This window comes from Rhodothermales bacterium, assembly GCA_013002345.1.
Taxonomy (GTDB): Bacteria; Bacteroidota; Rhodothermia; order Rhodothermales; family JABDKH01; genus JABDKH01.
The window spans coordinates 1-11,337 of record JABDKH010000112.1 but is presented as its reverse complement, the minus strand read 5'-3'; the positions used below and the strand labels follow the sequence as shown (position 1 = coordinate 11,337).

General features: G+C 58.4%; 10 protein-coding genes and 2 tRNA genes. 9 read left to right on the top strand and 3 right to left on the bottom strand.

Annotated elements, in window-relative coordinates; genetic code table 11:
- Nucleotides 1-3 precede the first annotated feature (3 nt).
- Genes upp through HKN37_05655 form a run of 3 tightly spaced genes read left to right on the top strand, consistent with a single transcriptional unit; the run spans nucleotide 4 to nucleotide 2,770 of the window.
- The gene (gene upp / locus HKN37_05665) at nucleotides 4-633 is read left to right on the top strand and encodes a uracil phosphoribosyltransferase (protein ID NNE46130.1); all 630 of its coding nucleotides are present in this window, start codon (nucleotides 4-6) and stop codon (nucleotides 631-633) included.
- 11 nt (nucleotides 634-644) lie between these two features.
- Nucleotides 645-2,432, top strand: a complete 1,788-nt coding sequence (locus tag HKN37_05660) for a Na+/H+ antiporter NhaC family protein (GenBank protein ID NNE46129.1) — start codon at nucleotides 645-647, stop codon at nucleotides 2,430-2,432.
- Nucleotides 2,426-2,770 carry a phosphomannose isomerase type II C-terminal cupin domain gene (locus HKN37_05655; GenBank protein ID NNE46128.1) on the top strand — a complete coding sequence of 115 codons (345 nt, stop codon included), beginning with the start codon at nucleotides 2,426-2,428 and terminating at the stop codon, nucleotides 2,768-2,770. The genes HKN37_05660 and HKN37_05655 overlap by 7 nt, the downstream gene beginning before the upstream one ends.
- Here HKN37_05655 and HKN37_05650 read toward each other — a convergent pair.
- The 3 genes from HKN37_05650 to HKN37_05640 form a co-directional block, all read right to left on the bottom strand.
- The gene (locus HKN37_05650) at nucleotides 2,755-3,828 is read right to left on the bottom strand and encodes a DUF72 domain-containing protein (protein NNE46127.1); all 1,074 of its coding nucleotides are present in this window, start codon (nucleotides 3,826-3,828) and stop codon (nucleotides 2,755-2,757) included. The two genes, HKN37_05655 and HKN37_05650, sit on opposite strands and share 16 nt — an antisense overlap.
- Before the next feature lie 14 nt (nucleotides 3,829-3,842).
- On the bottom strand, nucleotides 3,843-4,985 hold the full coding sequence (locus HKN37_05645) for a flippase-like domain-containing protein (GenBank protein ID NNE46126.1): 1,143 nt from the start codon (nucleotides 4,983-4,985) through the stop codon (nucleotides 3,843-3,845).
- A gap of 79 nt (nucleotides 4,986-5,064) precedes the next feature.
- Entirely contained in the window at nucleotides 5,065-5,577 is a 513-nt protein-coding gene (locus HKN37_05640) for an HIT domain-containing protein (protein ID NNE46125.1), read from the bottom strand.
- An 82-nt stretch (nucleotides 5,578-5,659) separates the two neighbouring features.
- Here HKN37_05640 and HKN37_05635 point away from each other — a divergent pair, with 82 nt between their 5' ends.
- The 6 genes from HKN37_05635 to HKN37_05610 all read left to right on the top strand — a co-directional run.
- Nucleotides 5,660-6,520 (top strand): PHP domain-containing protein, encoded by an 861-nt coding sequence (locus tag HKN37_05635; protein ID NNE46124.1) that lies wholly within the window; start codon nucleotides 5,660-5,662, stop codon nucleotides 6,518-6,520.
- A gap of 41 nt (nucleotides 6,521-6,561) precedes the next feature.
- Nucleotides 6,562-7,026 (top strand): 6,7-dimethyl-8-ribityllumazine synthase, encoded by a 465-nt coding sequence (locus HKN37_05630; GenBank protein NNE46123.1) that lies wholly within the window; start codon nucleotides 6,562-6,564, stop codon nucleotides 7,024-7,026.
- A gap of 109 nt (nucleotides 7,027-7,135) precedes the next feature.
- Complete coding sequence (locus tag HKN37_05625; protein NNE46122.1) at nucleotides 7,136-9,475, top strand: T9SS type A sorting domain-containing protein; 2,340 nt, start codon at nucleotides 7,136-7,138, stop codon at nucleotides 9,473-9,475.
- 74 nt (nucleotides 9,476-9,549) lie between these two features.
- Nucleotides 9,550-9,623 (top strand) — tRNA-His (locus tag HKN37_05620).
- Nucleotides 9,624-9,664: 41 nt separating this feature from the next.
- Nucleotides 9,665-9,740, top strand: a tRNA-Glu gene (locus HKN37_05615).
- Nucleotides 9,741-9,965: 225 nt separating this feature from the next.
- A partial coding sequence (locus tag HKN37_05610) for a PEGA domain-containing protein (GenBank protein NNE46121.1) occupies nucleotides 9,966-11,337 on the top strand: 1,372 nt, incomplete at its 3' end.

Below are 11,337 nucleotides of genomic sequence, written 5' to 3'. Positions count from 1 at the left end.
TTGATGGGATCGGAAATCATAATAGTTGACCATCCGTTGCTCAAGAGGGATCTGACGATTCTTCGGAGCCGGGACACTCCTCCGGGTTTATTTCGAAAGACACTTTCGGATGCCGCGGCGATAATGGCATATGAGTCGATGCGGCACCTCGCTGTACGAGAAGTCGAGATCGAGACGCCGCTGGAATCTACGAGGGGCTGTGTGATAGAGGAGGACGTGGTCGTCGTACCGATTCTGCGGGCCGGACTCGGAATGGTGGACGGGTTCGTCCGATACGTGCCCGAGGCGCGCATCGGTCATCTCGGTATGTATCGTGACGAGAAGACATTTCAGCCGGTCGACTACTATTCAAGTATCCCGGAAGGACTGAATTCGACGCATACGTTTGTTGTCGATCCCATGCTTGCGACCGGCGGTAGCGGCGTGGGAGCGATCACGCATCTGAAAGCCAAAGGCGGCACGCGATTCACGTTTGTGTGCCTGGTCGCGTCACCGGAAGGGGTCAGGACTCTGCTGGCTCAACATCCGGACGTGCGTATCCTTACTGCTGCGATGGATCGGGAGCTTGATGAGAACGCGTACATCCGACCGGGGCTTGGTGATGCCGGTGATCGCATTTTCGGAACACTTTGAACGGACCGCCCATGAAACGTATCGCCTTGTTCGCCATGCTCGTTGTTGCGACGGTCGGTCTGATGATCGTCGCCCCGGCGCTGGCGCAGGACCAGGCCACGAGTGCGATGGACGATACCCTGGGCATGGTGACCCAGGAATCGGCAGCGACGACTCAGCCGGCGCAGCACTCGGTTGAAACTGCGGACGATCGCGATCATTTTGGATGGATATCAATCCTGCCGCCACTCCTGGCCATTGCGATGGCGCTGGCATTCAAGCGCGTAATTCCGGCACTCTTCCTCGGAATCTGGGTCGGTGCATGGGCGGTCTACGGTTTTTCTGCACCCGGACTGCTGCAGGGTTTACTCGACGCATTCCAGGTGTTTGTCCTCAAGGCGCTCGCCAACGAGGACCATGCCTCGATCATCCTGTTCTCATTCATGATCGGAGGGATGGTCGGAATCGTCACACGCAACGGAGGTATGATCGGTGTCGTGAACAAGATCGCCGCATGGGCGACATCGGCTCGACGCGGGCAGCTGGCGACCGGAGTTCTGGGGCTGCTCGTCTTCTTCGATGACTATGCGAATACTCTTGTGGTCGGCAATACAATGAGGCCGGTCACTGATCGCCTGAAGATCTCTCGCGAAAAACTGGCGTACATCGTCGATTCCACTGCTGCTCCCGTCTCGTGCCTTGCTCTCGTGACGACGTGGATCGGGTACGAGGTTGGTTTGATTGGCACAGCCGTCGCGAGCATCGACGGACTGGACGTTTCCCCGTACGCTGTCTTTCTCGAGTCGATACCCTATAGCTTCTATCCACTCCTGGCGATTTTCTTTGTATTTGCCATCGTGTTGTCGCGCAACGATTTCGGTCCGATGCATGCTGCCGAATCGAGGGCCCGCAGCACGGGTCAGCTACTGCGTCCGGGTGCCTCGATAGATTCCGAGGCGACCAGCGGTGAGCACACCTCTCCGATCGAAGGCAAGCCGCAGCGGGCGCTCAACGCGGTCATCCCGGTAGTGGTGCTCGTTCTCGGGGTGGTCGTCGGTCTGTATGCGACCGGAGAAGGGGATACTATTCGGGATATCATCGGCACTGCGGATTCGTACAAGGCCCTCATGTGGGCGTCGCTGGTCAGCGTTCTCGTTGCGTATCTCCTGTCCGTCGGGCAGCGCATACTCACGGTTGCGCAGACGATCGAGGCGTGGTACGCCGGCCTGAAGTCCATGTTGTTCGCGATGATCATCCTCGTACTGGCATGGTCTCTCTCGGGAATCACAGAAGTCCTCGGTACGGCGGAGTATCTGGTGATGATACTGGGAGATGCGATTCCGGCCGGGCTGCTCCCTGCGATCGTGTTCATTCTTTCCGCAGCGACCGCATTTGCGACCGGATCCAGCTGGGGTACCATGGGCATCCTGATGCCACTCGTAATCCCCCTGACGTGGGCTGTCCTCGTGGTCAACGGGATGTCAGACCCGGCCCACTTCTACATCCTGTATTCGACGGTGTCGTGTGTACTCGCAGGCTCGGTCTGGGGCGATCATTGTTCACCTATTTCGGATACCACGATTCTCTCATCCATGGCGTCGGGGTGTGATCACATTGATCACGTTCGTACGCAGCTACCGTATGCCATGATGGTTGGAGTCGTGGCGATTCTGGTCGGGACAGTGCCCACAGGCTTCGGATTTCCATGGTGGGCTTCTCTTCTTATCGGTGCATCAATCCTGCTGCTCGCTCTTCGTGTCTTTGGAAAAGACCCGGATATTCTCTCGGAGGCGGAAGCAGCATTTCAAGAGGTATCATGATCGAATTCGATGTACGCCCATGGGGTAGATGGGAAGAATATCTCAACGAGCCCGGTTATCGCGTCAAGCGTATCGTCGTGAACCCGGGACAGCGGTTATCGCTGCAGAAGCACGCGCTCCGCTCCGAACACTGGGCGATTGTTCAGGGCGTTGGCAAATTCTCGCTGGACGGCAACGTGCGAGAGATCGGTCCGGGCGACGCGCTCCACATTCCACTAGGTGCTGTGCACCGTGTCCAGAACGACGGGGACGAGTTCCTCGTGATCATCGAAACGCAGATGGGCATTTGCGTTGAAGACGACATCGAGCGTCTCGAAGACGACTACGGTCGCGACTGATCACCCGATACGGATCGCCTTTCCTCTTCCTCCAGAATTCGGTTTGCTACTGCGCGAGCGAGTGCCGGCGCATTTCCCCACGCCCGATTGTTGGCGATCACGTTTAGGACCGCATCGTGGTTTTCTGCCTGGAAGGCGAGCGCGGTGGTGTCCAGAATCATCCGCTGTGCCTGTTCGCTGTTTGCGATTTCCGGTACAACGGCGTCGAATGGATGCGTCTTGCCATATGCCTTGGCGTACGGCATGTCCAGAGGCGTCAATAGACGCGCCACGGCGTTTCGATCTGCGGCTGTGAATCGTTCTCCACTCAGCTTCCATTGCGCTCGCAACGGCGGAAGCCAGGTCCAGTGGCTGAACACGAAGCCAAGTCCCATGTCCGCAAGCCAATCGAAGTAAGGGGGGTGTAGCAAATGGGACGAGCGAATCTCGAGATGCGACTGGACGAGTCGGGGAATGGATCGGAAGAAGCCGTCAAGCTCCCTTACGTTTTCATCCGGATTGGGTGAGTCGGACACACGCTGGTATTCCTGCTCGAAGATGACGCCCTGGATGCGATCCCCCAGTATTTCCAGTGCGGGATGCAGGAAGGTACGTTCGTACGCAGTCGCGTTCAGGAAATCGGGATTCCGCTGATACGTTGCTTTACCTCCAACTGATCTTCGAATGCGCCTCGCAAAACAGGCCTGAGGTGCCTTCAGGTAGAAGCGGGCATGTGCCGGGGCGCATTCCGCGTACCGTTCGAGGGCACCGTAGTTCGAGGTGGTTTTTCCGTCGGTGTCCAGAAGGGCTCGATAGAATGTAAAATCGATTTCAAGCACGTCGAAGTGCTCAAAGTAGTCCGCTGCCGAGTCCACGGGTACAGTCCGCTCCTCGTACGTCTTCTTGCCGAGCTTGCGCCGACGACTCGTGACGCGCGTGCTGTAGGATTCGGGGTAGATCTGGCCGATCCAGCCGGCGTACCGGTCACTTGCTGTTCCGAATCTCACATGCGGTTGAAAACCGCGGAACAGGAATGAGTCGGCTTGCGCCCTTCGCTGAGAGATAGAAAGAGGTTCCACAGAGCGATGGCAAGCTAGGCGGGAGGGTGCGGGCCCTCGACGGCGCCTTGCGATGTTGAAACGGGTGAGGTCTCAAGACGAATACTCGATTGCTTCCGTGCCCGGATCTCGGCTCGTACGCGATGCATGGTCAGGTAGCCTCCGAGCGCGATGAACACATAGTATCCGAGGATCCGCCAGACGAGTAGCGTCGGAGCCACCATGTACTTCGGCATGACCGGTGGTCCGAGGAAGATCGCGTACAGACCCTCAACACCGCCGGAACCACCAGGTGTCGGCAGAATGAGAGATCCGAGTGTCATCGCAGCTGTCCGCACAAGTGCAAGGAGGACATCCAGATCATCGTAGACACTCCAGATGATTAAGATCACCAGGAAATAGCGAATAGCCCATGCGGCCAGCGTCTGGAGTGATCCGTTGACGAAGAACCTGGCCGGTTGCGACCGAAGGAGTTTGGCGCGAGTCTGCATGGAGTACATCTCTGAAGCCACGCGATCCTGATACTTCCTCAGCCAGCGTATTCGGAAGATTTTGGTCAACCATTTCTCGAGCACTTGAGGTCGGAAGAAGGTGACGTATGCGAATATGGTAACCCAGCCCAGCAGTCCGACGAAATAGAGAAGGAATGTTGTCGTACCGATGGTACCGATCGCCGGCGGAAATACGGGCATGAAGAACGTGGCGATCACGAGCAGTGGCACGGTCGCCGCAAAAAAGAATTGGTCTAGCAACATGGCAAAGAACAGAAGCGCTGTTGCTTCGCCCACCTGCACTTTGCCGTCACGTGCGAGGAATACGGCGGCCAGTGGCCCGCCACCGATCGCAGATGGCGTTACGATGGAAAAGAAGTCCCAGGCAAGTTGACCTCGTACGGACGAACTGAAAGAAAGGTGGCCGCTCGATACATACTGAAGTCGCCAGCCACCTATGAGAATGCGGGCCACCACGGATATCGCCGCCAGGCCCATCAGCCAGGGATGAAAAGACTCCCAGATCAGTCGGATGGCCTCAGGCTCGTACGTAATAGCTCCCACGACGACCACGACTGCCAGGCTCAGAAGGACCGACAGGACGATATTCCGATAGCTGATGCGGAACGGTTGCGCTCCGCCCGCAGTCGCGACGACCGTATCCGTAAGTGCGTCTGGTTCGTTCATTCAGTGTCAGGCTCGGTCCATACGATTTCGATGTGTGATCACATGAGCGATCCTTCCGAGGCGGACCGACGCGCGTGTGCTAGCTGTTTGAATCTGATTGAATCACAGCGCGCTTCAATTTCCGAAACGTGTCCGCCATCGACTCTGGAACCACTCTGATATCGGCCACCAACGGCATGAAGTTGGTGTCGCCCGCCCAACGCGGAATCACATGTGTGTGAATGTGGCCGGGGATTCCTGCGCCTGCGGCCTTACCGATATTCATTCCCACGTTGTACCCGTCCGGTCGCAAGGCTGTGTCGAGCCACCGCATACATCGGTCGATAGAAGTGGCGAGTTCGACCTGTTCATCGACCGTGAGGTCGCAAAAGTTAGCAACCGGCCGATAAGGTACGATGAGCAAATGACCGTTGTTGTACGGGTACAAGTTCAGAACTACAAAAACGTGAGATCCCCTCCATATGACGAGATTCTCCTCGTCTTTGGAACGGTCGGACCCGATGCTCCGAAAAAGGTCCGCTCCGTACTCTTCGTCGTCGGCCCCAACGCGCTCGATATGTTGGGAGCGCCACGGACTCCACATCCTCTTCATGACTGTATCGACCTTGACTGTCTGCTATGGCTGGACTATATCGTTCTGCAGTCGAGGACTTGCGAAGACCCGGGCAGCTGCCGTGAATTTACGAATTGCTGATCTGCATACCCATTCCACATGGTCGGATGGCAAACATGCACCAGCCGAAGTGGTTCGGCTGGCCGTACGTGCCGGCGTTTCGATGCTGGCGCTGACCGACCACGATACGACTCGGGGAAACGCCGAAGCGGCCGAACGGTGCGAAGCGGAGGGAATCGATTTCGTTCCGGGGATCGAGATCAGTGCGCTTGACGGCGGTGAGGAGTACCACATCCTTGGCTATTTCGTTGATGGGTGCCCGGAACTCGACGACTATATCGAGGCCACCGAGTTCAGACGGGATCGACGTCTCGTCGAGATAGTGACCCTGCTGGCTGAATCGGGCGTAGCCGTCGATGTCGAGGGCGTTCGCCGTCGGGCCGGCGGAGTTGTGACACGCTCTCATATCGCCGAGTATATGGTCGCATCCGGTCACGTAGGCTCCGTACGAAGTGCCTTCGAGCGGTATCTCGGTCCGGGGTGTAGCGCCTACGTTCCGTCTGCAGCGATCTCGGTAGAGCACGCGATCGGCGTCATTCACGGCGCGGGCGGCTGCGCATCGCTGGCTCATCCTGGCGAGTGGCTTAATGAGCGCATCATCGAAGTGTTTGGTCAAATGGGTCTTGATGCGATCGAGACGGTGCACCCGTCACATGACGAGCGTCTGACCGACTACTATACGTCGCTGGCAGACCGGTTCGAACTCCTTGCCACGGGCGGTTCAGATTTTCATGCGGTTTCGGGTGGCGGGTCCAATTCACCCGGAGCGTATTACGTGAACGGTGAAAACGTCGATCAACTTCGGAGGCGCGCCCTTCAGATTCGATCAGGTTCGGGCCCGGCGCCTGAATCAAACGAATGACTGGCGCGTCTGAGGACCACTAATATTCGCACGACGAAATCATGCCGGAAATCGTACATGGGAAGCTGGACGCCGCCGATGCATCGTTCGCGATCGTCGTCTCGCGTTTTAACTCGTTCATTACCGAGAAATTGTTGAGCGGTGCGCTCGATGCATTCAGTCGTCACGGCGCAGACATGGATCGTGTGTCGGTGGCGTGGTGTCCCGGTGCGTTCGAGATTCCACTTGTTGCCCGAAGGCTGGCCGCATCGGGGGCGTATGATGCAGTGGTGTGTCTCGGCGCCGTGATTCGAGGAGCGACGTCGCACTACGACCTTGTGTGTGGTGCGGTGGCTCGAGGTGTCTCCACCGTCTCGATGGACACCGACGTGCCGGTGATTTTCGGGGTCGTTACTACCGACACGATCGAGCAGGCCATCGAGCGGGCAGGAACGAAGGCCGGTAACAAGGGTGTGGACGCGGCGACCGCAGCGATCGAGATGGTCAACCTGCTGCGGCAGATCTAAAAACTCTCTCTGGCGTTCTCCACGCTTATTGACGTAATCGATACGAACAAGATTACTGCCGTTCAGGACCGCTCGTTCACGAGCCGCGTCCGTCATCTCTCGTCATCCCATGCAGATTCCGTTCAAGCTGATCGTGCTAGTTGCGTGCGTGACCATTAGCCAGTCCGCACTCGGGCAGCTGGGTAGCTGGACCGCGCACACATCGATGCAGGATGTGACGGGAGTCGCTGTCGCAGCCGACCAGATCTGGGCATCGTCGGCAGGCGGAGTGTTCTACGTCGAACGGTCATCCGGCAGCATCGGCGCTCTGACAGCTGTTGATGGACTGCACGCCGTATCGGCCCGTACGATAACGATTGACCCCCCAAGGTCTTCCGTCTGGGTCGGGTACTCCGACGGTGTGCTGGACAGAATAGATACCGAGACCGGATCCATCGAGTCGTTTCTTGACATCGCCCGTGCGACTCGTTTCAGTCGAAGGGCGATCAATCGAATTGTGAGCCGCGGCGACTCACTCTTCGTGTGCACGGACTTCGGTGTAGTTGTGTTTGATCCAGAGATGGGTGAGGTGCGCGACGCGTATACGCGACTCGGATCGGTCCCCGCAGGCACCGGTGTCAATGACGTGGCGTTCGCGGCCGACGGTGACGGCGTTGAGTCGATCTGGGTTGCGACGGACGACGGACTCGCGATCGCGGCGCTGAATTCCGTGAATCTCCAGGATCCGTTGGCGTGGACAGTGGAGGCGCTGCCTGTTGCAGTGGTGCGGTCGATTGCGTACTTCGCCGGGCGGCTGTACGTGGGAACGGATGGCGGACTCTTTGTGCGGCAAGCGGAGGCGGTGTTTGCAAATCTCGGTGTGGATGCCGGCGCCATTCCGAGGCTCGAGTCCACAGATGGACTCCTGGTTGGATTCACGCAGTTTCAGGTTCTGGTGATCGACGAAAACGAAACGGTCTCACGCTTTCCTATAGCTGATGCGGCGTTCCCAAGCGATATCCAGCTGGTAGGCAATGAGCTTTGGGTGGGCACGTCCGGCACAGGCCTCGTGCGAGTTGACGTCCCTCCGCCGGGTACGCAGGACCCGCAGGCCATTAGAGTTGCATACCTGCCCGAGGGGCCCTTTTCGGCCATTTTTTCAGATCTGGCTGCATCGGTGGACGGCACGTTATGGGCCGGAGGTGTGGTGGGTGGTACCGGATTCCATCGGCTCAACGTCGATGGGACGTGGACCGACTATACCGGTGACTACTTTGACATCCTCGAAGGCAGGAGGAGTTTTACTAGCGTGGCTGCTGATGCAGTGGGGACGGGCTGGGCGGCATCGGAGGGGGGCGGACTTGCACATGTCCTGCCGGACGGAGCGGTAGAGATTTTCGACGAATCGAATTCGACCCTGCGGGCCGCGACGGGTTTCCCGGGATTCATCGTGGTTGGAGGAGTCGCTGTAGAGGCCGATGGAGGAGTGTGGGCCACCACGCGCGGATCCGCGACCCCACTCCATTATCGGGCGCCTGATGGGACATGGACCGGTCTGCCGCCCCTTGTCGGTGGAGGGCTCACAACGGGCGCAACGGCGTATGCCGACGTCTTCATCGATTCTTTCGGTCAGAAGTGGTTGATTCTGCGCGAGGAGTCATCCTTCGGGCTCGTCAAGGGACTGGCCGTTTTGGACACGGGTGCAGATCCAACCGATCCGTCTGACGACTCGTTTCGATTTTTCGGTACGAAGGGTGGAGGAGGCCAGGGTCTGCCCGGAAAGAGCGTTACGTCGATCGTGGAAGACAGAGATGGACTCGTCTGGATCGGAACTCAGGAAGGACTTGCTTACTTCGTCAACACCGGCGTCACCGCGCGAGACCCGTCAGCGGTCGCGATCTGGCCGCAGCGTGCGGATCGAAGCGAGGGCACATTTCTGTTCCTCGGCCTTCCGGTGAATGACCTGGCTGTCGACCCGGCCAATCGTCTCTGGATCGCTACGAATGACGGTGTCCGCGTCGTCCGGAGCGTCGAAGATGGATTTGAAGAGGTGTTTCGGCTGACGGCCGATTCATCTCCATTGTTGTCAGATGCCGTTCTGGCCATTGAAGTGGTGCCCGACGAGGGCCAGGTATATTTCGCGACGGATGCCGGCCTTGTGAGCGTCGGTATCGATGCCGTGAGCCCCTCGGCATCGGTTGATGATCTGTTTATCTATCCGAACCCGGTTCGGTTGGGCGAGTCTGCTAACTCCTTCGTAGTCGTCAGCGGCCTGGTCGACCGAACCGAGGTAAGCATCGTGTCAGCCATCGGCCAGGTGGTCGCGACGTTTACGACGCGAGGAGGCCAATCGCGCTGGGATCTTCGCGATGCGAGTGGCCAGCCGGTCCCGTCGGGGGTGTATCTGGTTGTGGCGGTGGCTGAAAACGGCGAGGGCACGGCCTATGGCAAGGTCGCAGTGATTAACTGATCCGGGTGCACCGAAAGTTCACTTCGAACGGGGATCCGAGAGATTCATTAACTTTATAAATGTGCTTGCACACGGTGACCGTAGCTCAGTCGGTTAGAGCGCCAGGTTGTGGCCCTGGAGGTCGGGGGTTCAATTCCCCTCGGTCACCCCTGGTCCGGCCGACGTAGAGTCGTGGCTCAACATCTGCTTGCCGCGTTCGTCTAGGGGTCTAGGACGCCGCCCTTTCACGGCGGTAACACGGGTTCAAATCCCGTACGCGGTACCAAGCCCCGGCAGCCCTCGCTGTCGGGGCTTTTTTGTGTCCTGCGAGGCTGTGAGGCCACTAAGTCGGTGTGGCAATACCCTTTAGGATCGATCCAGGTTGCCGATTATCGAAGTGACATGCCCTGACCAGTTCGTCCGTTTCCGCTGCCTCCCCTGCGCCACATCAGAGGGTGGGAGGCCGGTGTCGGCCGATTCGAGCGAACTACAACAAACCAGAGCCGGACCGATGCTAGATATCCAGAAGGAACTTGAGAAATTCAATCGACTCCTTGAGGAGGTTGATCAGGAGGAAGAGCGTCCACAGGATTCGGAGGCAAGCGGCGAAGAGGATGATATCCAGAACGATGCGCCAGTCATCAATACCGCGTCCAGCATAGAAGAGGATACTGGCCCGGACACAGAGGTTGAGCCCGCGCCGCGTGACCTGGAAGACCAGCATCCAGTGTACGCCTCGATGGCTGTCGACTTGCCGGTCTTTGATACGGAGCAGGATTCAGGAATCCCGGTGTCGATGGACGAGGAGCCCGCCGAATTCAGAATTGATGCAACCCCGACCGATTCTGTAGAGGACTCTCCGGCAGAAAGCTCGGACCTGGATCATAACACATTTCCGCTGGCGGCCGCGGACATGGAGCACCGCTGGACGGTGGTCGAACACGTGCAGCCAGATGAGCCTCATGCGGAGGAAATCGTCGCTGGGCCGACGGCGGAGGAGGAAGTCGCTGATGAGTCGCCCGTAGCAGCACCCATTGTGGAGTTCGTGCCGCCGACCATTGAGCAAGCTAACGAGCTGGCCGATTCGGAAGCTGTGAAGGATCTGGATGTCTTTCAGGACAGGGCGACTGTTTCAGATGACGAGGTCGTCGCCCAACTGCCACACAGCATTCCTCCACTCTCCAAACTTGTAGGATTCGATTCGATGATGACGGGGGCTAAATCAGCCCTGACCGGCACGCATCATCAGAAGTCGAAAGGGAAGCCAGCTGTAACCGTCACGCTGCCGTCTCCAGAAGAACTTGAGGCAGACGTCGAACGCGAGCGGAGTATTCGCGACAAGCTCGTGCCGCTACTCACGTATCGGTCCGGGATGTTTGAGGAGCGCCTTGGCACCTTCGTCGGCGTTGCTGCAGCATTTGTTGTCGCGATTGCCGGGCTTCTTTTCGTGCCGCGAATGTTCTCGGAAGACACTCAGGATCCCGCGGCTCTCGCGTCATCGCAGGCCGATTCCGATTCCGTGCACTTGCACGCATCGGCCGACCCCATGGGCACGACCGGCGAGGCCAGTCTCTCGGTGTCGACATTCCCGCCCGGGGCCCGGGTCTACCTTGATTCTGATCTAGTCGGCGTCACGCCGTTTCAGGGTATCACGGTCGCGCGAGGACTCCAGGCCGTCTCGATCAAGAAGTCAGACTTCGTGTCCGTCGACACCATGTTGGAACTCGGCGGTTCGCCCAGTCTGTACTTCGAACTGGAAGCGGATCCATCGACGCAGTTGGCCTATGAGATCGATGTGCCAGAGGGGTCATCCTCGTCCGTGGCCGCGGTTGAACCGGACGATCGGTCAACTACGAGAAATCGAAATACGGATAATATTGGCG

Bases quoted from the DNA above. Each gene is read 5' to 3' on its own strand.
- upp (NNE46130.1), top strand. From the start codon at position 4: ATGGGATCGGAAATCATAATAGTTGACCATCCGTTGCTCAAGAGGGAT.
- HKN37_05660 (NNE46129.1), top strand. From the start codon at position 645: ATGAAACGTATCGCCTTGTTCGCCATGCTCGTTGTTGCGACGGTCGGT.
- HKN37_05645 (NNE46126.1), bottom strand. From the start codon at position 4,985: ATGAACGAACCAGACGCACTTACGGATACGGTCGTCGCGACTGCGGGC.
- HKN37_05640 (NNE46125.1), bottom strand. From the start codon at position 5,577: ATGAAGAGGATGTGGAGTCCGTGGCGCTCCCAACATATCGAGCGCGTT.
- HKN37_05630 (NNE46123.1), top strand. From the start codon at position 6,562: ATGCCGGAAATCGTACATGGGAAGCTGGACGCCGCCGATGCATCGTTC.
- HKN37_05625 (NNE46122.1), top strand. From the start codon at position 7,136: ATGCAGATTCCGTTCAAGCTGATCGTGCTAGTTGCGTGCGTGACCATT.